This is a genomic window from Streptomyces sp. NPDC056231 (genome assembly GCF_048270745.1).
Lineage (GTDB): Bacteria > Actinomycetota > Actinomycetes > Streptomycetales > Streptomycetaceae > Streptomyces.
The window spans coordinates 1-23,672 of sequence record NZ_JBLVKW010000025.1 but is presented as its reverse complement, the minus strand read 5'-3'; the positions used below and the strand labels follow the sequence as shown (position 1 = coordinate 23,672).

The 23,672-nt window shown below is 69.8% G+C and carries 17 protein-coding genes; 6 read left to right on the top strand and 11 right to left on the bottom strand.

Annotated features, from left to right (window positions below):
• Positions 1-81 precede the first annotated feature (81 nt).
• Genes ACNPQM_RS20325 through ACNPQM_RS20315 form a run of 3 tightly spaced genes read right to left on the bottom strand, consistent with a single transcriptional unit; the run spans position 82 to position 3,694 of the window.
• Complete coding sequence (locus tag ACNPQM_RS20325) at positions 82-2,490, bottom strand: FtsX-like permease family protein (RefSeq protein ID WP_418085135.1); 2,409 nt, start codon at positions 2,488-2,490, stop codon at positions 82-84.
• Complete coding sequence (locus ACNPQM_RS20320; protein WP_418085134.1) at positions 2,487-3,173, bottom strand: ABC transporter ATP-binding protein; 687 nt, start codon at positions 3,171-3,173, stop codon at positions 2,487-2,489. The genes ACNPQM_RS20325 and ACNPQM_RS20320 overlap by 4 nt, the downstream gene beginning before the upstream one ends.
• The gene (locus tag ACNPQM_RS20315; protein ID WP_358857932.1) at positions 3,170-3,694 is read right to left on the bottom strand and encodes a PadR family transcriptional regulator; all 525 of its coding nucleotides are present in this window, start codon (positions 3,692-3,694) and stop codon (positions 3,170-3,172) included. Before ACNPQM_RS20315 ends, ACNPQM_RS20320 begins: the two co-directional genes overlap by 4 nt.
• Before the next feature lie 511 nt (positions 3,695-4,205).
• Between ACNPQM_RS20315 and ACNPQM_RS20310 the strand changes: the two genes are divergently transcribed.
• On the top strand, positions 4,206-6,488 hold the full coding sequence (locus ACNPQM_RS20310; protein ID WP_418085133.1) for a transglycosylase domain-containing protein: 2,283 nt from the start codon (positions 4,206-4,208) through the stop codon (positions 6,486-6,488).
• Between the two features lie 92 nt (positions 6,489-6,580).
• On the opposite strand, the gene ACNPQM_RS20305 is transcribed toward ACNPQM_RS20310, so the two are convergent.
• From ACNPQM_RS20305 to ACNPQM_RS20290, 4 genes are all read right to left on the bottom strand, one after another.
• The gene (locus ACNPQM_RS20305; protein WP_418085132.1) at positions 6,581-8,044 is read right to left on the bottom strand and encodes a catalase; all 1,464 of its coding nucleotides are present in this window, start codon (positions 8,042-8,044) and stop codon (positions 6,581-6,583) included.
• Positions 8,045-8,181: 137 nt separating this feature from the next.
• On the bottom strand, positions 8,182-10,140 hold the full coding sequence (locus ACNPQM_RS20300; protein WP_418085131.1) for a SpoIIE family protein phosphatase: 1,959 nt from the start codon (positions 10,138-10,140) through the stop codon (positions 8,182-8,184).
• 371 nt (positions 10,141-10,511) lie between these two features.
• Positions 10,512-11,228: a DUF402 domain-containing protein gene (locus tag ACNPQM_RS20295; RefSeq protein WP_418085130.1), complete on the bottom strand. Its 717-nt coding sequence runs from the start codon at positions 11,226-11,228 to the stop codon at positions 10,512-10,514.
• 44 nt (positions 11,229-11,272) lie between these two features.
• The gene (locus tag ACNPQM_RS20290; protein WP_418085129.1) at positions 11,273-12,697 is read right to left on the bottom strand and encodes a class II fumarate hydratase; all 1,425 of its coding nucleotides are present in this window, start codon (positions 12,695-12,697) and stop codon (positions 11,273-11,275) included.
• Between the two features lie 106 nt (positions 12,698-12,803).
• Between ACNPQM_RS20290 and ACNPQM_RS20285 the strand changes: the two genes are divergently transcribed.
• The gene (locus ACNPQM_RS20285) at positions 12,804-14,333 is read left to right on the top strand and encodes a ricin-type beta-trefoil lectin domain protein (RefSeq protein ID WP_418085128.1); all 1,530 of its coding nucleotides are present in this window, start codon (positions 12,804-12,806) and stop codon (positions 14,331-14,333) included.
• Between the two features lie 52 nt (positions 14,334-14,385).
• Here the strand turns inward: ACNPQM_RS20285 and ACNPQM_RS20280 are convergent, their stop codons facing one another.
• The gene (locus ACNPQM_RS20280; protein ID WP_418085127.1) at positions 14,386-15,714 is read right to left on the bottom strand and encodes a M18 family aminopeptidase; all 1,329 of its coding nucleotides are present in this window, start codon (positions 15,712-15,714) and stop codon (positions 14,386-14,388) included.
• A 303-nt stretch (positions 15,715-16,017) separates the two neighbouring features.
• Complete coding sequence (locus ACNPQM_RS20275) at positions 16,018-17,289, bottom strand: MFS transporter (protein WP_418085185.1); 1,272 nt, start codon at positions 17,287-17,289, stop codon at positions 16,018-16,020.
• 74 nt (positions 17,290-17,363) lie between these two features.
• Between ACNPQM_RS20275 and ACNPQM_RS20270 the strand changes: the two genes are divergently transcribed.
• Positions 17,364-18,350, top strand: a complete 987-nt coding sequence (locus tag ACNPQM_RS20270; RefSeq protein WP_418085126.1) for a LuxR C-terminal-related transcriptional regulator — start codon at positions 17,364-17,366, stop codon at positions 18,348-18,350.
• Between the two features lie 110 nt (positions 18,351-18,460).
• Here ACNPQM_RS20270 and ACNPQM_RS20265 read toward each other — a convergent pair whose 3' ends face one another.
• The gene (locus tag ACNPQM_RS20265) at positions 18,461-20,128 is read right to left on the bottom strand and encodes a fumarate hydratase (protein WP_418085125.1); all 1,668 of its coding nucleotides are present in this window, start codon (positions 20,126-20,128) and stop codon (positions 18,461-18,463) included.
• A 373-nt stretch (positions 20,129-20,501) separates the two neighbouring features.
• Here ACNPQM_RS20265 and ACNPQM_RS20260 point away from each other — a divergent pair, with 373 nt between their 5' ends.
• Together ACNPQM_RS20260 and ACNPQM_RS20255 are read left to right on the top strand one after the other, a co-directional pair.
• Complete coding sequence (locus ACNPQM_RS20260) at positions 20,502-21,176, top strand: DUF1707 SHOCT-like domain-containing protein (RefSeq protein WP_418085124.1); 675 nt, start codon at positions 20,502-20,504, stop codon at positions 21,174-21,176.
• Positions 21,177-21,344: 168 nt separating this feature from the next.
• Positions 21,345-21,716: a WhiB family transcriptional regulator gene (locus ACNPQM_RS20255; RefSeq protein ID WP_358857943.1), complete on the top strand. Its 372-nt coding sequence runs from the start codon at positions 21,345-21,347 to the stop codon at positions 21,714-21,716.
• Between the two features lie 171 nt (positions 21,717-21,887).
• Here the strand turns inward: ACNPQM_RS20255 and glpX are convergent, their stop codons facing one another.
• Complete coding sequence (glpX, locus tag ACNPQM_RS20250; RefSeq protein WP_358857944.1) at positions 21,888-22,919, bottom strand: class II fructose-bisphosphatase; 1,032 nt, start codon at positions 22,917-22,919, stop codon at positions 21,888-21,890.
• Between the two features lie 168 nt (positions 22,920-23,087).
• On the opposite strand from glpX, the gene ACNPQM_RS20245 reads away from it, so the two are divergent.
• Positions 23,088-23,606: a DUF4245 domain-containing protein gene (locus ACNPQM_RS20245; RefSeq protein ID WP_418085123.1), complete on the top strand. Its 519-nt coding sequence runs from the start codon at positions 23,088-23,090 to the stop codon at positions 23,604-23,606.
• The last annotated feature ends 66 nt before the right edge of the window (positions 23,607-23,672 follow it).

Genomic DNA, 23,672 nt, shown 5'->3' with positions numbered 1-23,672 from the left:
CGCCTGGCAGACGGGACTTTCGAAACACGCCCTAGGGGTGCGGTCCCCGGGGGGACCGCACCCCTTGCGGCTACCGCGCCATCACTCCGTGCGCAGGCCGTCCGGCCGCATCAGGCGCCACAGCGAAGGCAGTGAGACCAGAGTCACCAGCAGGATCAGTGCCGCTCCCGCACCGGTCATCGGGAGGAACAACCACCAGTCGGTCACCTTCTTGGCGACCATCCAGATCATCACCGCACCCAGGCCGAGACCGCCTGCGACGGCCGCCACCAGGCCGATGGCCACGGGCACGGCGGTCTGCCAGAGCACCGACCAGCCGAGCGTGCTCCGCCGGGTGCCGAAGGCGACGAGGACCGAGAGCAGCCGCTTGCGCTCGCGCAGCTGCTCCAGCTGCGAGACCAGCATCGCGGCGGCGATCAGCAGCAGGGTCGCGGTCGCGCCGGCCTGGAGACCGGTCTGCACGCTGGCGTACTGCCGGTCGCGGGCCACCGACTTGAGGGTCACGACCCTCATTGCGGGGTCGAGGCGGGCCGCCGTGTTCCGTACGTACTCGGCGACATCCCTGACACTGTCGTCGACCCGGATCTGCGCCTTGGTCTGCGCGTGCGGCAGGGTGCTCGGGTCGATCGCACCGGCCGTCGCCATGATGCCCCAGTGCTCCTCGCCCATCGGATCGCGGCGGGAGGAAACGGTAGGAGTGTCGGCGGGCAGGGTCCACAGCTTCGACTTCTTGCCGGGTATCGATTCCGCCGCGTAGTTGAGTTCGACCGCCTTGCCTTTGCGGGCGGTCTTGTCCATCCACTTGGCCAGGCCCTTGTCCGCGGGGTGGACGACGAACGCGTCACCCTCCTTGCACGAGCCGATCCGGGCGATCTCGCGCAGAGTCGCACAGTCGCCGACGGTCAGCGAGGTGGTGGGCTGGACTTCGTCGTCCTGGTACGTGCCCGGTTTGACGGCGAAGGACTCGACCGTGCCGATGACCGCCGTCACGCCCTTGGTGGCCCGGAATTCCTTTATGGTCCGGGTGGCCGCTTCACCTGTGACGTTCTCGGAGAACGTGTAGAACTGGGCGCGCGTCGGGTCCTGTCCCGTTATCCGGTTGAACTCGTCGCCCACCGCGGCGAACAGCATCTGCAGTGCCACCGCACCCGCGACCGCGACCGCGATGCCGCTGACCGCGCGGGAGGCCGCCCCGCTGCTCAGCTGGAGCCTGCGGATGGCCAGCTGCCAGGGCACCGGTCCGCCGTGCAGCCGGTTGACGCACGCCTCGACCAGCCAGGGCAGCAGCAGCGCGAGACCCACCAGGACCAGTACGGCGCCGCCCGCGATCGGGTACGGATTCACCGGGGAGAACTCGTCGACCTTGCCGGTCAGCCCGAGCACCGCCAGTCCCGCGACGGGTATCAGCAGCCGCCACCAGAGCCGGCGCCTGCGATTGCGGCCGTTGCGTGCGACGCCGAGCGGTTCGATCACCACCGAACGCAGGGCGACCAGCGTGACGAGCACCGCCGTCACGGGAACCGCGACGGCGATCAGCGCCGTCAGCCAGGGGTCGGGGACCAGGTCCGAAGGGAAGGCGCTGACGTCCCACACCTCGACGGAGCCGATGAACTGACACCCCACCAGGAAGAGCGCCAGGCCGACGAGGAGACCGAGCACCGAACCGAAGAGCGCCTCACCGGCGGCGATCCGGCGGGTCATCCGGATGTCCGCACCGACCAGACGGAGTGCGGCGAGCCGGCGGTCGCGGCGGTCCCCGCCGAAGCGCACAGCCGTCGCGATGAAGATCGCGACCGGCACCAGCAGCACCACGCAGATCATGATGATCAGCACGATGAGAATGGGCGGCAACTCCTTGCCCGGGCCCGGGTCGCCGTAACCGGCGATCCGGTGGCCGCCGTTGGCGGGGGTCAGGGTGTCGCTGCCCACGTAGAAGAGCAGCTCTCCCGGGGCCATCAGGCCCGCCTTGCCGATCGTGCCGGTGATCCGGTACGGCAGCCGCTCCTTGAGGAGGCTGCCCTCCGAGGAACCCAGCAGGTCCTTCAGTGCGGGGGAGACCACCATCTCGTCCGGGCCGGGGAAGCGCGTGACGCCCGGCGGGACGACCGGGTGGGCGCCGTCCGCACGCATCAGGAAGCCGCCGATGGTGCGGCCGCGGTATTCCGTCTCTGCGCTGATCCGGAGCACCGAGGTGTCCGACTTCTTGGCCAGGGCGTCCGGCGACTCGGAGATCTTGGTCTCGGCGCGGGCCTGCTCCCGCGCGGAACGTTCGTCGAGCAGATGTGGTGCGGAGGCGGCGACCAGCAGCAGCGCCACCCCGAGGCCGACGCCGACCGCGGTCAGCAGGGTGCGGATCCAGCCCTCGCGCCCGCCGGAGACGGCGAACCGGATGCCGAGACCGAGATCGCGCAGCAGGGCGGCGATGCCGGTGGGCTGCGTCGGCCGGGGCGGTGCGTCGGCCGGGGCGCTCTTGTGGTCGAGCAAGGTCATACCGCGTGCTCCAGGTCACGGGCCCGGCCGTCGCGCACGGTGACGTCACGGTCGGAGTAGGCGGCGAGGCGGGCCTCGTGCGTCACCAGGACCACGGCGACGCCGGCGGACCGGGCGGCCTCGGTGAGCAGCTCCATGACCCGCTCCCCGTTGAGGGAGTCCAGGGCGCCGGTCGGCTCGTCCGCGAAGATCACCTTGGGGGAGGAGGCGAGGGCGCGGGCCACGGCCACGCGCTGACCCTGACCACCGGAGACCTCGGCGGGGCGCTTGGCGCCGAGGTCTCCGACCTCCAGGCGCTCCATCCATGTCAGGGCGGTGCGTTCGGCGTCCTTGCGCCGGGCGCCGCTGAGCCGGAGCGGCAGGGCGACGTTCTCCACACAGGTCAGCTCCGGGACGAGCTGGCCGAACTGGAAGACGAAGCCGAACTCGGTGCGGCGCAGGGCGCTCCGTTCGGCGTCGGACATCGTGGAGAGCTCGCGGCCCGCGTAGGTGACCGTGCCGCGGTCGGGGGTGACGATTCCGGCGAGGCAGTGCAGCAGGGTCGACTTGCCGGAGCCGGACGGGCCCATCACGGCGACGACCTCGCCGGGGTGGATGGAGAACGAGGCGCCGTCGAGGGCCGGCGTCGAACCGTACGACTTGTGCAGGTCGTGGGCGGTCAGCAGGGAACCGCTGGGGGTCACGGGTTCACCACCTTCGCGAGCTGGCCGAGTCGCGCGGCGGTCAGTTCCAGCCAGCGGAGGTCGGCTTCGAGGTGGAACAGCGCGTGGTCGCAGATCAGCTGGTCGGCCAGGTCGCCCTTGCGCTTGCGGTCGGTGAGGATGCGCATCAGGCGCAGGTGCTCGGAGCGCTGGGCGTCCAGCAGATCGGTGGCGCTGCGGCCGGTGAGCAGGGCCAGGACGACCTTGGTGTAGAGCGTCGACTGGAGATACGGCTCCGGCTTCTCGGGCTGGGCGAGCCAGGCCGAGACATCGGTGATCCCGGCCTCGGTGATGGCGTACCGCTTGCGCTCGGGGCCGCCGCCGCTCTCGATGCCGTCGACCTCGACGAGGCCGTTCTTGAGGAGCCGGGACATGGTCGAGTAGACCTGCCCGTAGTGCAGGGGGCGGTCGTGGCCGAACTTCTCGTCGAACGTGCGCTTGAGGTCGTAGCCGTGGCGGGGGCCGGACTCCAGGAGTCCCAGCAGGGTGTGGCCGATAGACATGTTCAGCACTCTACACGCTGTCTATACATCGAGTGTATACCCGAGCCGGGCCGGCCCGATGGGTCGATGGCGAGCAGCAGCCCGAGGGTGAAGAGCGGGATCCGCGCCCCGTTGTGCCCGTTCGCCACGGGATGCCGCCGATGATCGTCAGGCCGACGCCGAGGAAGCTGCCGAGGGCGGTCGGGAGGAGACCGAGGCCACGGGGAAGAGAGCGGGCCGCGGCCCCTGGATCTGGGGTTTCGGTATCTCGGGAAGCGGATCGACGTACGAAGTGGAGTGATTGATCACGAAATCCAGCTATTTGTTCGTTTGAAAAGCACTAGCAAACTGTTATCGGATTAGCTGTTCTCGCAACCATGTGCACCTCTCGTGAGTCGGTTCCCTATGGAGCGGGTGCTGATTGTCACGTCCGCAAAAGGCCGGATCTCTTGCTTTTTGTCCCCACCGACAGTGTTAGCTGGCTGGGCCGAGGGGGATCCGGGCGAGCAGAGAAACAGGGAGCAAGACAGCGATGGGTCGAGCGGATGCGCGACGAGCCCAACAGCGCGATGCGCGAGGGGCTACGAAGAGCGGCGGCATACGCAGACTCTTCACGTGGAAGAAACTGCTGGGCACCTTCTTCGGGTTCTGCCTGCTCGGCATGGGCGCGTTCCTCGTGCTCTACATGATGGTGGACATACCCGAGGGCAACGCCCAGGCCAAGCTCCAGAGCAACGTCTACAAGTACCCCGACGGCACCGTGCTGGCCCGCACCGGCAAGGTCAACCGGGAGATCGTGGGGCTGGCCGAGGTCCCCAAGGATGTGCAGCGGACCTTCGTCGCCGCCGAGAACAAGTCCTTCTACACGGACCAGGGCGTCGACTTCAAGGGCACCGCGCGCGGTCTGATCAACACGTTGTCCGGCAAGGGCAAGCAGGGTGGCTCGACCATCACCCAGCAGTACGTCAAGAACTACTACCTGGACCAGGACCAGACGATCACCCGCAAGCTCAAGGAGCTGGTGATCTCCCTCAAGGTCGACCAGCAGAAGAGCAAGAACGACATCCTCGCCGGGTACATCAACACCAGCTACTACGGCCGCGGCGCCTACGGCATCCAGGCCGCCGCGCAGGCCTACTACGGCAAGGACGCCCGGGACCTGGACGTCTCCGAGGGCGCCTACCTCGCGGCGCTGCTCCAGGCGCCGAGCCAGTACGACTGGGCCGTCGCCTCGCCCCAGGGCAAGCGGCTGGTCAAGGAGCGCTGGAACTACGTACTGAACAACATGGTCGGCGAGCACTGGCTGGACGCCGGCAAGCGCCAGGGGCTGAAGTTCCCGGTGCCGCAGGACCCCAAGCCCGCGGACGGTCTCACCGGACAGAAGGGCTACATCGTCAACGCGGCGCGGGCCGTGGTGCAGAAGCAGGAGCACCTCACCGACGAGCAGTTCGACGCGGGCGGCTGGACCATCACGGTCAACATCGACAAGAAGAAGCAGAAGCAGCTGGAGCAGTCGGTCAAGGACAGGCTGACCAGCAAGCTCGACACGAAGGGCCGCAGCGTCGACCAGGACGTGCAGGCCGGCGCGGTCTCGGTGGACCCGAAGACCGGCGCGGTCGTCGCCCTGTACGGCGGCTCCGGGCTGACCGAGCACTGGACGTCGAACGCCACCCGGCGCGACTACCAGCCCGCCTCCACCTTCAAGCCGATCATCCTCGCCGCGGCGCTCGACCAGGAGGCCCAGACACAGGACGGGCAGCCGATCACCGCCAACACCCGGTACGACGGCAACAGCCGGCGCCCGGTCCAGGGCAGTGACATCGCCTTCGCGCCGCCCAACGAGGACAACCAGAACTACGGCCCGGTCACCGTCCAGACGGCGATGAACAAGTCCATCAACTCCGTCTTCGCGCAGATGGGCGTGGACGTCCACATGGACAAGGTGATGGAGACCGCGGGCAAGCTCGGCATGGACGTCGAGGGCCTGCCGGTCGTGCCGGCTCAGACCCTCGGCTCGATGGGCGCGAGCCCCATGGAGATGGCCGGGATCTACGCGACGCTCGACAACCACGGCAAGAAGGTCACCCCGTCGATCGTGAAGTCCGCATCCCGGCAGGGCGGCGCCCCGATCGCGCTGCCCGACCCGATCGGCGAGCAGGTGATCAGCCGCCAGGCCGCGGACTCGGTGACCTCGGTGCTGACCGGCGTGGTCGACGACGGTACGGCCCGGGTCTCGGTGCGCGACGCCGCGGGCCGCGGCGGCCAGCAGGTGGCCGGCAAGACGGGTACCTCGGACGACAACAAGTCGGCCTGGTTCACCGGCTACACCCCGAACCTCGTCACTTCGGTCGGTCTCTTCGGTGAGGCCGCCCAGTTCCACAAGGGGGCCGACGGCAAGCAGATCCAGAAGGGTTCGCAGGTCACCCTGAAGGGCGCCGCGGGCGGCGGCCGCGTCAACGGCGGTGGCTTCCCGGCCGAGATCTGGGCGGACTACACGTTCCAGGTGATGGGCGGGACCAGCCGCTTCGACCTCGACACGAACATGGGTGCGGCCGTGACGCCGCCGCCGGCCTCGACCTCGCCGAGCCCGAGCGGGACGCCGTCGGATTCGGCCAGCCCGTCGGCCGATCCGTCCAGCGAGGCACCGTCCTCCGAGCCGACGACGGACAGCCCGCCCCCGTCGCCGCCGACCGACCCGACGACGCCCCCGGGCGACATGTCGAGCGGGCCGCCGACCGTCCCGGACCCGACGGACAGCGCCCAGGTCCCGCAGAAACCGGCGGACGGCCGGCAGAACAACCGCCCGCTGGGCTGACGCGGCTCACGCACAGGTCACCCGGCCGACACGGCGAAGGGTGCCATGGATACGCTCCGTGGCACCCTTCGCCGTGTGTCCGGCGTGCGCGGTCAGTCGCCGTTGACCTCCTTGGCGACCCGGTCGCCGAGGTCCTTGTCCACGTTGCGCCAGTACTGCAGCGCCCGTTCCAGGACCGGGCGGCTCACACCGTCCAGGAGATGGCCGGAAATGTTCGACACGAGCCGCTCGCGCGCCGCGTCGTCGAGCACCTTGCGGACCATGGTGCCCGCCTGGCCCCAGTCGTCGTCCTCGCGGTGCAGCTTGTACGCCTCGTGGACCATCTCGCCCGCCGTGGCCCAGCCCGCCGGGTCGCCGAAGCGTTCGGTGTCCGCGGCCGGCCCGCCGTACGAGTTCGGTGCGTAGACCGCTCCCGTGCGCGTCGGCTCGTACCGCATCGGGCCGTCCTTCGCGTACGAGTTCCGGCCGAAGCGCGGCCGGTTCGGAGGCAGCTGCGCGTAGTTCGGGCCGATCCGGTACCGGTGGGTGTCGGGGTACGAGAAGAGCCGGCCGAGCAGCATCTTGTCGGGCGACGGACCGATGCCGGGCACCAGGTTCGACGGTTCGAAGGACGCCTGCTCGATGTGGACGAAGAAGTCCTCGGGGTTCTCGTTCAGCGTCATCCGGCCGACCTCGATCAGCGGGTAGTCGCCGTGCGGCCACACCTTGGTCAGGTCGAACGGGTTGAACCGGTAGTCCGGTGCGTCGTCGAACGGCATCACCTGGACGTACAGCGTCCAGCTCGGGTGATCACCGCGCTTGATCGACTCGAAGAGGTCGCGGCGATGGACGTCGCCGTCGATACCGGCAATCTCGTCGGCATCGGCCTGGGTGTAGAAGTCGATGCCCTGGTCGGTCTTGAAGTGGTACTTGATCCAGAATCGCTCTCCACCCGCGTTCACCCACATGTAGGCGTGCGAGCTGTAGCCGTTCATGTTGCGGTACGTCTTCGGGATACCCCGGTCGCCCATCAGCCACGTCACCATGTGCGCGGACTCCGGGGAGAGGGTCCAGAAGTCCCACTGCATGTCGTGGTCGCGCATCCCGCTCTCCGGGCGGCGCTTCTGCGAGCGGATGAAGTCCTGGAACTTCATCGGGTCCCGGACGAAGAAGATCGGCGTGTTGTTGCCGACCATGTCGTAGTTGCCCTGCTCGGTGTAGAACTTCAGCGCGAAGCCCCGGGGGTCGCGCCAGGTGTCGGGGGAGCCCTGTTCGCCGGCGACCGTGGAGAACCGGGCGAGCATGGCGGTCTGCTTGCCCGGTTGGAAGAGGTCCGCCTTGGTGAACTGACTGACGTCATTGGTTACGACGAAGGTGCCGTAGGCCCCGGAGCCCTTGGCGTGTACCACCCGTTCGGGGACCCGCTCGCGGTTGAACTGGGCCATCTTCTCAATGAGGTAGTGGTCCTGGAGCAGGATCGGCCCGTCGGATCCGACAGTGAGCGAATGTTCGTCGCTCTCCACCGGGATACCGGCGTTGTTCGTGGTGTAAGGAGTGTTCTTGGTTTCCTCGGACACGAGCGTCCTCCCGTCGGTGCGGGGTGTCGGTCAATTCGTCCAGGCGGCGCCCGGTCACGACTGAAGTCAACTCCGACGACGGGAGGATGGCAACATGTGGAGATTGCCCCAACTTGTCCAAATTCGACGAGGCGCTGTCACTGGCTTCGGGTCTGCATCTCGAACCAGACGACCTTGCCGGTCGACAGCCGGGTCGCCCCCCACCGCCTGGCCAGCCGGTTCACCAGGAACAGTCCGCGGCCGCCTTCGTCCATGTCGCGTGCCCGGCGCTGCCGGGGCAGCTGCGGGGCGTCGTCACCGACCTCGCAGCGCAGGATGTCGGTCCGAAGCAGCCGCAGCGTGACCGGCCGCTCCGCGTACCGCACGGCATTGGTGACCACCTCGCTGACCAGCAGCTCCATCGAGTCCGAGAGCTCGTCCAGCCCCCATCGGCTGAGCGCCCGCCGGGCCAGCCGGCGGGCCCGTCCGGGGGCGGAGTCCTCCGGTTCCAGGAACCAGTACGCGACATCGCTCGGCGCGATCCCGTCGAAGCGGGCGGCGAGCAGAGCGATGTCGTCGTCCCGGTCGCCGGGGCCGAGCATGTCGAGCACGTCGTCGCAGAGCGCCTCCAGCGGTGGCGAATGGTCCGGTCCGGTGAGCCGGGCGGTGGCGGCGAGCCGCTCGCGCAGCTGCTCGATCCCGGTCCAGACGTCCCGCAGCCGGGACTCCACCAGACCGTCGGTGTACAGCAGTAGCGTGGCGCCCGCGGGCGCGTCCAGCTCGACCGCCTCGAAGTCGACCCCGCCGACGCCGATCGGGGCACCGGGCGGCACCCGAAGCACCTCGGCGCGGCCGCCCAGGTGAAGCAGGACGGGCGGCGGGTGCCCGGCGTTGGCGATGGTGATCCGGTGCGCGACCGGGTCGTAGACCGCGTACAGGCAGGTCGCCATGCGGTCGCTGCCGAGCCGCTGCGCCTGCTCGTCGAGGTGGTGCAGGACCTCCTGCGGCGGCAGGTCGAGCCCGGCGAGGGTCTGCGCGGTGGTACGCAGCTGCCCCATGATCGCCGCGGAGGTCATGGAGTGGCCCATGACGTCGCCGACGACCAGGGCGACCCGGCTGCCGGGCAGCGGGATCGCGTCGTACCAGTCGCCGCCGACCCGGGCGGTCTCGGCGGCCGGAAGGTAGCGGGAGGCGAGCCGGACACCGGTGGGCTGCGGGAGCGAGTCGGGCAGCATGGTGCGCTGCAGCTCGTCGGCGATGTACGCCTCACGCCCGTACAGCACGGCCTTGTCGATGCCGAGCGCGGTGTGCGTCGCCAGCTGTGCGGCGACCAGCAGATCGTTGGCCTCGAAGGGGGGCCGCTCGGTCCCGCGCAGAAAGACGGCAGCACCGATCACCCTCCGGCGGCCGCGCAGCGGGGCGAGGATCGCCCGGTGGCCGGAGGGTACGGTGCGCCCGGCGCCGAGCAGCTCGGGCAGGGCGACGCGGGCCGTCGCGGAGTCACCGAAGACGGGCCGTACGCCGCGCAGCACCTCGGCGAGCGCGCCGCCCGCCCGGACCTCGCAGAGCTCGGCCGCGGGCATCAGATCGGCGTGCGGGTCGAGGGCGGGAAGGCGCAGCCGCTCGCCCTCCGCTGAGGGAGAGACCTCGGAGTCGTCGTCGCTTAAACGCAGCCGGTCGGACCGGCGCAGCCGCAGCACGAACGGGGTGACGGGGCGCTCGTCGCCGACCGGGAGCGGGTCGCGGAGGTAGACGAGTATGGCGTCGGAGAACGTCGGCACGCTGGCCCGGCACAGCCCCAGGACGATCTCGTCCAGGTCTATGCCGCGGGCGATCCGGCGGGTCGCGGCGCCCACGAAGCGCAGCCGGTCGCCCTCGCGGCGGGACACCGCCTGCGGGTCCGGTCCGGCCGCGGCGGCGCTCGGCGCGGTCGCCGGGTTCGGTGCGCCGGCGGGGCCGGGAATCGCCGGGGGATTCGAGCCGGAGCCGGGCTCCGGGGCCGGCACCGGGATCGCTGCGGCGGCAGGCGCGGCATCCTGCTGCCGCGGCCGGGCGCGTTCCTGCGGCCGGGCGGCGAGAGGCTGCCGGCCTTCGTGGGAGGTGGGGTGCTCCGTCACGCGTGGGGTTCCGTCCGTCCGGGCCGGTTGTATGAGGCAATCACCTTGTGGGGCGCCACTGTGCCCCGGCAGGAGCGGCGATGACAACGGCTGTCACCGCGTGCCCCGCTCGGCGGGGCCGAAACCGTATGCCTGCGAGGTGTACAGGTGACAACGTTTCCGGCGCGTGGGCGGCGGACAGCGTGCACGTCTCCACCCCCTCGTCGTGGTCCATGCGGTTCTTGCGGCTCATGCAACTGATGCGGCTCATGAAGATCGTGCAACTCGTGCGATGACTTGCGGTCAGGGCCTGCGCCGCGCCGACCGGTTGATGCGGAGCAGCCCTCCGGAGGACGATCCTACGTTTGCCCCCCTGGGGTGCATCAAGGGTCTCACGACGGCATATGCGAGGGCGTACGGTCCCAGTCATCCGGCAGCACGGGTACCCGCCACCGCGGATCGGGCCGCCAGTTCTCCCAGCCGTCCCGGAACGGCGCCCCCCACGCGTCGATCACGCGGACGGCCGCGCGGCCCGCCTCCCGTACCCGCCGCGCGGTGTCCCGGTCCATCAGCCCGACCTGCTGCGCCTGCGCGAACTCGTCCTCGTCCAGCCAGCGCCAGCTGCGGTCGGGGTTGACGGCGATGTCCAGGAAGTGATCCTCGGAGTCGATGCCGCCCGCCCAGCGGGTGCGCGGTTCCTCCAGGTTCACGTACCAGTTGCGAAAGCTCCAGCCGCGGTCCCAGAACAGCCAGACCGACCACGGCTCGCCGGGCCGGGCGAGCTTGAGCACGCCCGTGCCGGACCAGGCCGAACGGGCGGTGGTACGGGGCGCGGTGTACCGGGTGACGAGCGGCTCGGCGTGCACGCTGGCGCCGTTGGCGAGGACCGGCTTCACGCATTCGGTGCCGGGCGCCATCCACACGGCGAGCAGCTCGGCGTCGTCCTGGACCACGGTGACGGGGCGGCAGATGTGCACCGGGCTGTGGGCGCGGCCGGCCGGCCGCGGACCGTTGCCGCGGTAGCGCCACAGAATCTGATCACCCGGTGCCCAGTACGTGGTCTCTCCGGGCTCGGCCTCTCCGGGTTCGCTGTCTCCGGTACCTGTCATGGAGAGATCTTAGGGATGCGCCCGCCCGGCCGCTGCGATCCATGTCACGGGCGGGTCATACGCAACACGTCGAGTGCCTCGTCGAGCTGTTCCGTCGTGAGATCGCCGCGCTCCACATACCCCGAGTCCAGCACCACTTCGCGGATCGTCCGCCGCTCGGCGAGCGCCTTCTTGGCGACCTTCGCCGCCTCTTCGTAGCCGATGTACTTGTTCAGCGGTGTGACGACGGACGGCGAGGACTCCGCGTACTCCCTGGCCCGCTCCACGTCGGCGGTGATGCCGTCGACGGTGCGGTCCGCCAGCAGCCGGGAGACGTTGGACAGCAGCCGGACGGACTCCAGCAGATTCTTCGCGATGACCGGAAGCATGACATTGAGTTCGAAATTGCCCGCAGCGCCCGCGACGGCGACCGTCGCGTCGTTCCCCATCACCTGGGCCGCCACCATCAGCACGGCCTCAGGAATGACCGGATTCACCTTCCCCGGCATGATCGACGAGCCCGGCTGGAGGTCGGGAAGGCTGATCTCGGCCAATCCGGTGCGCGGCCCGGAGGCCATCCAGCGCAGATCGTTGGAGATCTTGGTGAGCGAGACGGCGATCGTACGGAGCTGGCCGGACGTCTCGACGAGCCCGTCCCTTGCGCCCTGCGCCTCGAAGTGGTCACGGGCCTCGGTGAACGGCAGTCCGGTGACACGGGCGACCTCGGCGATCACGGCGGCGGAGAAGCCGGGCGGGGTGTTGATGCCGGTACCGACGGCCGTGCCGCCCAGCGGCAGCTCGGCGAGGCGCGGCAGTGATGCGTACAGCCGCTCGATGCCGTACCGGATCTGCGCCGCGTAGCCGCCGAACTCCTGGCCCAGCGTCACCGGCGTGGCGTCCATCAGATGGGTACGTCCCGACTTCACGACCGCCGCGAACTCGACGGACTTGCGCTCCAGGGCGGCCGCCAGATGATCCAGCGCCGGGATCAGCTCGCCGGTGACGGCCGCGGTCGCGGCGATGTGGATGGAGGACGGGAAGACGTCGTTGGACGACTGCGAGGCGTTGACGTGGTCGTTGGGGTGGACGTCGCGGCCGAGGCGTTCGGTGGCGAGGGTGGCCACGACCTCATTGGTGTTCATGTTGGAGGACGTGCCGGACCCGGTCTGGAAGACATCGATGGGGAAGTGCGCGTCCCAGCGGCCCTCGGCGACCTCGGCGGCCGCGTCCTGGATCGCGGCGGCGATGTCCGGGGCGAGCACCTTCAGCTCGGCGTTGACCTTCGCCGCGGCCGCCTTGATCCGGGCCAGGGCCTCGATATGGGCCCGCTCCAGCCGCTGGCCGGAGATCGGGAAGTTCTGCACGGCGCGCTGCGTCTGAGCCCGCCACCGGGCATCCGCGGGCACCTTCACCTCGCCCATCGAGTCGTGCTCGATGCGGTAGTTCTCGCCGGCTGTGCCGCTGTTCGCCGGGACCTGTACGTCGTCCATGGGGTTCAACCTCCTGAAAAAGTTGAGCACTTGTCTTGTTCTGTGTATTCCCAAGTTGCCTACCGACCAGTAAATACCGGGGGTAACCACAACCAGGGGAGGCGCAATGAGGCGCACCAGGCACAGACTTCGCTGTACGGTCGCGGCTGCCGCGGCCATGGCGGCGGCGTTCGGCGGCATGGCCGCTGCCGCCGGACCGGCAGGCGCGGCAGACCGGTCCGGTACCACCACTACCGCATCGACCCCCCTCTCACCCGAGCTGGAGGCCATCCGCGCCGCCGAAGCCACCCAGCTGTACGGGAGCCCGGCCGAGCGCCCGCTCGCCGACCGCAAGACCGGGCTGATCTCGCTCGGCGACAGCGAGATCTCGGGCGAGGGCGTCGGGACGTACGAGGCGGGGACGAACGGTCCCGACAACTGGTGCCACCGCTCACCCGACTCCGCGATCCACCGGACCGGGATCCCGGCCGACGTCACGTACAACGTCTCCTGTTCCGGCGCGTACACCGGCAACATCGTCATCGGCGGCTCGAAGCAGTACGCCGACGAGCTCGTGCAGAGCGACAACCTCGCCATCAAGGCGCGCAACACCCGCATCAAGATGATCGTGCTCGTGGCCGGTGCCAACGACGACCTCCAGTTCGGCCCGGTCATGACGGACTGCGTCGAACGCTGGGTCCTCCTCCAGGGCACCTGCCAGCCGAAGTACGAGGGCGGCTGGCAGGCCCGTGTCGACGGACTCGTCCCCAAGGTCGAGAAGACCGTCCGTGACCTGAGGATTGTCATGTCCGACGCCGGCTACACGAGCCGCGACTACAAGCTCGTGGTCATGGGCTATCCGAGCCCGATCGGCCCGGACTTCTACGACAACCCGAACTTCCCCGGCAAGCTTCCCGGCGGCTGTGCCGGATACGACTCCGACGCCGCCTGGGGCCGGAACGCCGCCGTTCCCGCCTTCGAGCGCGGGATGCGGCAGGCCGCCGCCGACACCGGCGCCGTCTACCTCGACAACTCCCGTCTCTTCCACGGCCACGAGGTCTGCAGCGAGTCCACCTGGGCCCGCGGCCTCTACATCGACCTCTCGAACTTCCCGCCGGACTCCAACTCCGTCCGGCAGTCCTTCCACCCCAACGCGCGCGGGCACGCGGCCTTCGCGTCGTGTCTGACCCAGATCTACAACTCCGGTCTGCGCGAGGCGAGCTGCGCCGACCCGGCCAGCACCGGAAATCCGGTCCTGGAGCCGGCCGCCTGGGACTCGCTCTTCAAGCCCCTCAAGAACGAGGCCACCGGCACCTGTGTGGACGTCCCCGCCTCGGTGACCCGTAACAACACCCCGATCGGCGGCTGGGACTGCCACGGCGGCCGCAACCAGGGCTGGTGGTACGACACCGCCGACCAGAGCATCCACACGGAGCTGAGCCACGACCGGTGCCTCGATGTGCCGGGCGCCGACTACAGGGCGGGCGCCACGGTCATCGTGTGGAACTGCTCGGGCGCGGCCAACCAGAAGTTCGTCAGGCAGTCGGGCACCGTGCGCCCGGCGGCGTCGACCGGCCTGTGTCTGACACTGGCGGCGGCCAAGGACCCGCTGAAGCTGCAGGCGTGCGACGGGACGGCGAAGCAGCGCTTCGCGTAACGCCCGACGGGGCAGGGCGGCCGCCGCGTGCGGTCGCCCTGCCCCGTTTCGCTCACCGGCTCGCGGTCTCGCTCACGAACGCTCGCAGTACGGCAGCCAGATACCCCGGATCGTCCGCCCCGCACAGCTCGCGCGCCGAATGCATGGAGAGCCCCGGCACCCCCACGTCGACCGTCGGAACACCCAGCCGGGCCGCGGTGAGCGGGCCGATCGACGTGCCGCACGGCATCGTGTTGTGGGAGACGAAATGCTGCCACGGTGTGCCGGCCCGTTCGCACGCCGACGCGAACACGGCCATGCCGGTGCTGTCGGTGGCGTACCGCTGATTGACGTTGACCTTGATCACCGGCCCGCCGTTGGGCAGCGGATGGTGGTCCGGGTCGTGCCGTTCCGCGTAGTTGGGGTGGACCGCGTGCGACATGTCGGCGGAGACGCAGAAGGTACCCGACAGGGCGCGCGACCAGTCCTCGGAGCTGCCGCCGCGCGCGGTGACCGAGCGGCTGAGGAGCCGCTCCAGCAGCGGGCTCTGCGCGCCCGTCTCGGAGCCGCTGCCGACCTCCTCGTGGTCGAAGGCCGCCAGGACGGGGATGTACGCGGGTGGCTCGGCGCCCGTCGCCGCGTCGGCCAGGGCGGTGACGCCCGCGTGCACCGACACCAGGTTGTCCAGCCGCGACGAGACCACGAACTCCTGGTCCACGCCCAGATATCCGGGCGGCTGGACGTCGTGCAGCATCAGGTCCCAGCCCAGCACCTCGGCCGGGTCCGCCTCGGCCGCCGCCGCCACCCGGCGCACCAGCGCGCCCTCCTCGGGTGCGCCGAGCGACCACAGCGGGGCGACATGACGCTGCGGGTCGAGCGCCAGAGCGTCATTGACCGTCCGGTCCAGATGGATCGCCAGCTGAGGTACGCGCAGAATCGGTTCGTCGATCCGGACGAGCCGCGACGTGGTCGCGCCACCGGGGGCGCGCAGCGCGAGCCGCCCGGATATCCCCAGGTCCCGGTCGAGCCAGGTGTTGAGGGGGACTCCGCCGTAGATCTCCACGGCGATCTGGCGCCAGCCCGCCGAGCCGGTGTCGGGGGCGGGCTTGACCCGCAGATTCGGTGAGTCGGTGTGCGAACCGATGATCCGGAACGGTGTGTGGGCGGGGACGCCCTCCGGGACGTACCAGGCGATCAGCGCGCCGCCGCTGATGACGAAGCTGCCGCCGGTCGTGCCCGTCCAGTCGGCCGTGCCGTGCAGCTCACGGAAGCCGGCCTTCTCCAGGCGCCGGGCGGCCTCGGCCACCGCGTGGTACGGGGACGGGGCGGCGCCGATGAAGGCGAGCAGGTCGTCGGAGTGGCTGCGTCGGCTGGCGTGGCTGAGATGGGGGGCCGGCGTCATACGGCGTCCACCTTTCCGGTGTTCGGTATCGGGAATGAGGGCGGTGGAGCGGGTGGCATGCGGGTGCAGGCGCGGCCGGCGGCGTGGACGATCGACGGAGTGCTCCGGGAACGTCCGCCACCCTTCGCACGGTCCCGGCCCGGCGCAAGCCGGATCAGCTGCTCGCTGCGTGAAAGCGGCGGTGCGGGATCGTCGAGATCGAGGCCCCGTCGCAGTGGTCGCCGGGAGGAGGGCACAGCGGCACCGGGTCCAGGGCGCAGTCCGCGCGCGCTCCGGTTCGGTCCGCGGCTCCCGCAGGTGGTCTCAAGATTGGCTGGATCCCGTCCCCCTGCGCAGCACCGCCACCCGGAGCACGAACACCAGCGCGACGACGATCGCTGCCCCGTGGGACCACCCGACCACGGTCAGCGGGGTGTAGCGGTCAAGTGCCGCCGCGACGAGGATCATTCCGACACCGAAGCCGAGATTCTCGAACGTCGCGGAGAGCCCGAAGGCGTGACCGCGCGGGCCGGACGGGAGTGTCTGCAGATGCGAGGTGTAGGAAACCTCCGTGAGCCCGTCCGCCGCGCCCGCGATCAGCGCGATCACGGCAGTCGCGACGAGCGGGAACCCCGCGAACGCGAGGATGAAGGCCCCGGACATCACGATCGTGCCGTAACCGAAGCCCAGCGCGCCCACCGACCGCCCGGTGCGCTTTGCGTACCGCTGGATCACCTGCTGCGCGAGGACGTTCCCCACCGCCCACAGACACCAGAAGGAGCTGACGAACACCGCGGGGTGCGAAGGGTCGAGGCCGGCGGAGTGGACCGGCAGCCCCGCGTTGTGGGACGAGGAACCGAACGCGTCCACTCCGCGCAGTGCCACCATCAGGCCGAGTCCGGGCGCGGCGGCAAGCGCGGCGAGCGCGCCGGGCTTCCCCGGCCGCCGCCCCACCTGCTCCGCGGCCTCGCCCGCACTGCCCCCGCCCGCGACCGGCAGCAGCGCCACCGTCACGGCACACAGCACGAACGTGATCATGTCCACCACGAACGCGGCCGTGTACCCGACCAACGAAACCACCACACCCGCCGAGGCGAAACCGGCCACCATGGCCAGCGAACGCCCCGTGATGGAAAGGGAGTTCGCCCATCCGCGGCGTTCCTCGCCCACCATCTCGGGAATGGAGCTGCGCAGCGCCACCATGAACAGCGTTCCGCAGACACCGATCACCACGGACACGGCCACCAGCGCCGTTGTCCGCAGCCCGTCCGGCGCGAGGATCAGCAGCAGCATCACGGCCGCCTGCGCCGCGTTCGTCCACAGCATGACGGTCTTGGCCGTGAAACGCGCGAGCAGCGTGCCGGCCGTCATGCCGGCGGCGAAGCCGGCACCCAGCCGCACCGCCATGAAAAGCCCCATGGCGATCGCCCGGCCCGTCGTCTCGTAGACGAACAGATTGAGCGCCACCATATTCAGGAACGTGCCGTACGAGGAGACCGCGTATCCGGCGACCAGGAAGCGATAACGCCGTTCGCTGCGGGCCGAGTTGTCCGGCCGGTCGGCCGAGTGGCCCAGGGAGTGGTCGGTGCGGAGCATCACCCCGCACATAGTGGCCGAGTAACTGCGAACCCGGATGGCGGCCCGTTTGCACGAATGTAATCTGCATACTTGTGAAGGCCGATCATTCCAGCCCAGGCGCATGTGATTGCCGCGAATCGTCGTCGGACCGCCCCTGCGCCACCGCTCTGACGGCCTACCGGCGCGCCCTGATGGAAGGAAGTCTTCCGGAAGCCGCGGCGCCTGCCTGTCTGCGCGCCCTGCAGCTGGTGGTGGCGGACCGTGAAGCGCCGGGCTCCCTGATCCCCGTACCGCCGGAGACGGCATCCTTCGCCGCGCTCGGGCCCATCGAGGAGGCGATCGTCCGGCAGCGCCGGACTCTGCGTGCCACCCGCGCCGCCCTCGCCGCCTTCGAAGGGCTGTACGCGGATGTGCACCGGACGGAACAGCCCGCCCTCACCCGGCTCGTCGGAAGAGCCGTCATCAACAAGGCGCTTGACGCCGCCGTCGGGAGCTGCCGGGAGGAGCTGCTCACCGCGCAGCCCGGCGGCGGACGCCCCGCGCACGTCCTGAGCGAGGCACTGCCGCGCGATCTGGCGATGCTGCGGCGAGGCGTGCGACAGCGGACGATCTACCAGCACACCGTCCGCACGCACCGTGCGACGCTCTCGTACATCGAGCAGGTGACGTCGGCCGGCGCCGAGGTGCGGACGCTTGCCGAGGTCGTCGACCGGGTCATCGTCTGCGACCGCGACGTCGCATTCGTCCCGGTCCACGAGGAGCCGCACACGGCCCTGCGGGTCCAGCACCCGGCCCTGATCGCCCTGCTGGTCCGGCACTTCGACCACGCCTGGTCCCGCTCCGTCCCGGTCAGCCCGGAGGACGCACCACAGCGCTCCCCGGCCATCACGTCCGACCTCCAGCGCACCATTCTGCTGGCGGTGGTCGGCGGCGAGACGGACGCGTCGATCGCCCGCAGGCTCGGCATGAGCCGCCGCAGCGTCGCCGGGCACATGCGGAAGGTTTCGGAGCAGCTGGGCAGCAACAGCCGCGCCCAGCTGGGCTATCTGCTCGCCACGTCAGGACTGCTCGACACCTGAACGAAGGGGTGCGGAATCACGGCGGCCGGGCGCCCAATCCGTCACGGACGGACCGCGAGGGCGCCCCGGCCGAAACCGTGACGCCCTCGAAGCGGGCCGAGTCCTTCCGGTCAGGCGAGACCGGGGCCGCGCACCGGAATGCTGGTGAACGTCGGCGCCGGAGCGGGCTCGGTGAAGAAGTCGTTGCCCTTGTCGTCGACGACGACGAACGCCGGGAAGTCCTCGACCTCGATCCTCCAGACCGCCTCCATGCCGAGCTCCTCGTACTCGACGACCTCGACCTTCTTGATGCAGTCCTGGGCGAGGCGCGCCGCCGGGCCGCCGATCGAGCCGAGGTAGAAACCGCCGTGCGCCTCACACGCGTCGGTGACCTGCTTGGACCGGTTGCCCTTGGCGAGCATCACCTTGGAGCCGCCCGCCGCCTGGAACTGCGCGACATAGCTGTCCATGCGCCCGGCCGTCGTCGGGCCGAAGGAACCCGAGGCGTACCCCTCGGGCGTCTTCGCCGGACCCGCGTAGTACACCGGGTGGTCCCTCAGGTACTGCGGCATCTCCTCGCCCGCGTCCAGCCGCTCCTTGATCTTGGCGTGCGCGATGTCGCGCGCCACGACCAGCGGGCCGGTCAGCGAAAGGCGGGTCTTGACCGGGTACTTGGTCAGCTCGGTGAGGATGTCGTCCATCGGCCGGTTCAGGTCGATCCTGACGACGTCACCCGCCTCGTCCAGGTGCTCGTCCGTGGTGTCCGGCAGGAAGCGTGCCGGGTCCTTCTCCAGCTGCTCCAGGAACACACCCTCGGCGGTGATCTTCGCGGTGGCCTGACGGTCCGCGGAGCAGGACACGGCGATCGCCACGGGCAGCGAGGCGCCGTGCCGGGGCAGCCGCACCACGCGCACGTCGTGGCAGAAGTACTTGCCGCCGAACTGTGCGCCGATCCCGATCTTCTGCGTCAGCTCGAAGACCTTCTCCTCCAGCTCCTTGTCGCGGAAGCCGTGACCCGTGGGGGAGCCCTCTGCGGGCAGCTCGTCCAGGTAGTGAGCGGAGGCGTACTTCGCGGTCTTCAGCGCGAACTCGGCCGACGTGCCGCCGACAACGATCGCCAGGTGGTACGGCGGGCAGGCCGCGGTTCCCAGCGAACGGATCTTCTCCTCCAGGAACTTCATCATGGAGGCCTCGTTCAGGACGGCCTTCGTCTCCTGGAAGAGGAACGACTTGTTGGCCGAGCCGCCGCCCTTCGCCATGAAGAGGAACTTGTAGGCGCCGCCGTCGGTGGCGTACAGCTCGATCTGGGCCGGGAGGTTCGAGCCGGTGTTCTTCTCCTCCCACATGGTGAGCGGAGCCATCTGCGAGTAGCGCAGGTTGAGCTTGGTGTACGCGTCGAAGATGCCGCGCGAGAGCGCCTCTTCGTCACCACCCGAAGTCAGCACGTTCTGCCCGCGCTTGCCCATGACGATCGCGGTGCCGGTGTCCTGGCACATGGGGAGAACGCCCGCGGCGGCGATGTTGGCGTTCTTCAGCAGGTCGAGCGCCACGAACTTGTCGTTGGACGACGCCTCGGGGTCGTCGACGATCCGTCGCAGCTGTGCCAGGTGAGCGGGGCGCAGATAGTGCGAGATGTCGTGCATCGCCTCGGCGGCCAGGGTGCGCAGCGCCTCCGGCTCGACCTTGAGGAACGTACGGCCGTCGGCCTCGAAGGTCGAGACGCCCTCGGCGGTCACCAGCCTGTACGGCGTGGTGTCCTCTCCCAGAGGGAGCAGATCGGAGTACGCAAACTCTGGCATTACGGCCATTCCTCACTCGGCGACAGCGGCTGGCCTCCCTTGGACAGCGCACCCACCAGGGTAGAACGCCGCAAGGGTGCCGAAGCTGTGAGGTAAGGCTCAGTCGAACGCGCGCGGCCGCCCGCGGTGCGGCGGTCGCGATTCCCCGATCGGCCCGCCGTGTGTACCGGGGCCGCCCTTTCGGATCCTGCCGGGCCCGCGGGGTTCGGCACATACGTCTGCGGCGGCGTCACTCGGCGGCGGGCCGTTCCCGGTCCGGCCTGATCGGACGGAGAGACTCCGGGGTGTGTCTTCGAAAGTCCCGCCTGCCGGGCGACGCTCCTTTCGAAACACGCCCTGGTCGCGATCTATCGCGTTTGGGTACGCTTGGCCGGTGGACCTCGAAAAGCACCCCCAGCAGCCCGCCGCCCCGGCGCAGACCGCGCCCGCGGGTATCCGTGCCTCCGACGCGGACCGCGACCGGATCGCGGACATCCTGCGCGATGCCATGGCCGAGGGCCGGCTGACCGCCGAGGAGCATGCCGAGCGGGTCGACGCGGTCTACCGGGCCAAGACCGTCGGTGAACTCGAACCGCTGGTACGGGATCTGCCGACCCCCGGCGGGAGCACCCTGCCTTCGTCCGCCGCTCCGTACACCTACGGCCCCGAGGCCCCCACCGGCCCGGCCGACAACATGGTTGCGATCTTCAGCAGTTCCACCCGCAAGGGCCGTTGGCGCGTCGGCGGCCGTACGAACGCGTTCTCGCTCTTCGGCAGCGTGGAGATCGATCTGACCGAGGCGCTTTTCGGTCAGAGACTCACCGTCATCAACGCGACCTCCATCTTCGGAAGTGTCGAGATCAAGGTCCCGGAGAACATCTCGCTGCGCGGCAGCGGGACGGGCGTCTTCGGTAATTTCGAAGTGGTCACCCTGGAATCCGCGGACCCTGAAGCGCCAGTGGTCGTCGTCAACGGCTATTCGGTCTTCGGTAACGTCGAGGCGAAGCCGAAGCGCGGGAAACTGATTGCGGATCTCCACAGCAGGCTGCGCAAACACCTCGGCCGCTGAACCACGGCAAGCCGCGCCGGTCCGCACCGTGTCCAATCAGGCCAATTTTCCGATCGACCACAATTTCGCCGACCGGAACTCGGTGCCACTCAGTGCATAGGCGTACGCACAGCGGGTAGGGACTGCTGCATCGTCTCTCGCTCGCGAAGCCGTCGTCAGGAGTAGACCGTGCTGCAACTGCCGCATCAGCCCCTGCAGGTCGCCGCCGTCCCCACCCAGCGCACCCCTGCTCGGGAGGGCGAGGCCGGCCCCTGGCACTCGGAGGCGGTGTGCCGCCGGGACGAAGCCGGGCTGTTCTTCGCCCCGTCGAAGGAGCCGACTGCTGCCCGACTGTCACGAGAGGAGTCCGCGAAGCGAGTCTGCGCGCGCTGTCCGGTGATGATCGAGTGCCGGGAACACGCCTTGGTACAGCCCGAACCGTACGGAGTGTGGGGCGGCCTCACCGCCGCCGAACGCCGTGTGGTGCTCGCCCGCCGCAGGAGGCGCGAGATGGAGCTCAAGGCCGCTGCCTCGGCCGGCCACATCGCCGCAGCCGGCTGACCGGAGCGGACCTGACCGGAGCGGAGCGAAGGGGACCTCGCGGGACGCGACGCGCGGCTCCACGGGACGGGGCGCATCGGCTCCCCGGACGCGACGAGCCACCCCCGCCCGCGGTCGACGCGGAGAGGCGCCCCACCGCACATGGGGGCGCCTCTTCACGTTCTCCCGGTCTTACTTCGCGCGGTCGAAGTCGATCGCGCTGTAGGCGCGCAGCTTCGACAGCCGGTGGGTCGAGTCGATCTTCCGGATCGTGCCGGACTTGGACCGCATCACGATCGACTCGGTGGTCGCCGTCTCGCTGCGGTACCGCACGCCCCGCATCAGCTCACCGTCCGTGATGCCGGTCGCGACGAAGAACACGTTGTCGCCGCTGACCAGGTCGTCCGTGGACAGCACCCGGTCCAGGTCGTGCCCGGCGTCCAGCGCGCGCTGCCGCTCGGCCTCGTCCTTCGGCCAGAGCTTGCCCTGGATGACACCGCCGAGGCACTTTATGGCGCACGCCGAGATGATGCCCTCGGGGGTGCCGCCGATGCCCATCAGCAGATCGACGCCGGTGCCCTCGCGGGCGGCCATGATCGAGCCGGCGACATCGCCGTCGGTGATGAACTTGATGCGGGCGCCGGTCTCCCGGATCTCCTTGACGATGCCCTCGTGGCGAGGGCGGTCCAGGACGACGACGGTGACGTCCTCGGGGGCGGAGTTCTTCGCCTTCGCGACCCGGCGGATGTTCACCGAGACGGGCGCATTGATGTCGACGAAGTCGGCGGCCTCGGGGCCGGTGACCAGCTTGTCCATGTAGAAGACCGCGGACGGGTCGAACATGGCGCCGCGGTCGGCGGCGGCCAGCACGGCGATCGCGTTCGGCATGCCCTTGGCGTTCAGGGTCGTACCGTCGATCGGGTCCACGGCGATGTCGACCTCGGGGCCGGTGCCGTCACCGACCCGCTCGCCGTTGAACAGCATGGGGGCTTCGTCCTTCTCGCCCTCACCGATGACGACGACGCCGTTCATCGAGACGGTCGAGACGAGGGTGCGCATGGCCTTCACGGCGGCGCCGTCGGCGCCGATCTTGTCGCCGCGGCCGACCCAGCGCCCGGCGGCCATTGCGGCGGCCTCGGTGACCCGGACCAGCTCCAGGGCCAGGTTGCGGTCGGGGGCCTCCGGGGAGACCTCTAGCTGGGACGGCAGATGATGCTCGGACATCGGAGCGCACCTTTCTGTACGACGACGACCGGAAGAGGGTGCTCTGAACTCTATCGCCAGGTCGATAAAATGAGCAGACTGGGTCACTTATGAGCGGCAGGATGAGGTGGGTGCGGCGTCCTCCGGCCCCTCGGTCGGCGCCGCCGGGCGTGATGCGACCATGGACCCGTGGCAAGCAAGCGAGGCAAGCAGACGGCGCGGGACATGATCCTGTCGATGGCGGTGATCTCCGCCGCTGCGGGGATCGTTTACATTTTCGTCCCGCATGACGACAAGGCCAACCCGATCAAGGCGGTCGACTACCGCGTGGAGCTGGTGACGGCCAGGCGCGCGGCCCCGTACCCGGTGGCTGCTCCGGCCGGTCTGTCCAAGGACTGGAAGCCGACCTCGGTCAGCTACGACGGCGAGGCGGGCAACGGCTGGCACCTGGGCTTCCTCGACCCGGACGGCAAGTACGTCGCGGTGGAGCAGTCGACGTCCCCGGCGAAGAAGTACGTGTCCGAGGTGAGTCAGGACGCGCGGAACACCGGGCGCACGCAGCAGGTCGCCGGTGAGACGTGGGAGCACTGGGAGGGCCCGAAGTACGACGCCTTGGTGCACCACGACAAGGGCGCGACCACGGTCGTCACCGGCTCGGCGTCGACGGAGCGGCTGGCGGAGATGGCTGCCGCGCTCAGGACGTCCTGAGCCGCGAGCCGGCCGGGCCCGCACACAGGCGTACGGAGAGGGGCCCCGGAGCACGTGCTCCGGGGC

Bases quoted from the DNA above. Each gene is read 5' to 3' on its own strand.
- ACNPQM_RS20275 (WP_418085185.1), bottom strand. From the start codon at position 17,289: ATGCTCCGCACCGACCACTCCCTGGGCCACTCGGCCGACCGGCCGGAC.
- ACNPQM_RS20310 (WP_418085133.1), top strand. From the start codon at position 4,206: ATGGGTCGAGCGGATGCGCGACGAGCCCAACAGCGCGATGCGCGAGGG.
- ACNPQM_RS20295 (WP_418085130.1), bottom strand. From the start codon at position 11,228: ATGACAGGTACCGGAGACAGCGAACCCGGAGAGGCCGAGCCCGGAGAG.
- glpX (WP_358857944.1), bottom strand. From the start codon at position 22,919: ATGTCCGAGCATCATCTGCCGTCCCAGCTAGAGGTCTCCCCGGAGGCC.
- ACNPQM_RS20325 (WP_418085135.1), bottom strand. From the start codon at position 2,490: ATGACCTTGCTCGACCACAAGAGCGCCCCGGCCGACGCACCGCCCCGG.
- ACNPQM_RS20290 (WP_418085129.1), bottom strand. From the start codon at position 12,697: ATGGACGACGTACAGGTCCCGGCGAACAGCGGCACAGCCGGCGAGAAC.
- ACNPQM_RS20280 (WP_418085127.1), bottom strand. From the start codon at position 15,714: ATGACGCCGGCCCCCCATCTCAGCCACGCCAGCCGACGCAGCCACTCC.
- ACNPQM_RS20315 (WP_358857932.1), bottom strand. From the start codon at position 3,694: ATGTCTATCGGCCACACCCTGCTGGGACTCCTGGAGTCCGGCCCCCGC.
- ACNPQM_RS20285 (WP_418085128.1), top strand. From the start codon at position 12,804: ATGAGGCGCACCAGGCACAGACTTCGCTGTACGGTCGCGGCTGCCGCG.
- ACNPQM_RS20265 (WP_418085125.1), bottom strand. From the start codon at position 20,128: ATGCCAGAGTTTGCGTACTCCGATCTGCTCCCTCTGGGAGAGGACACC.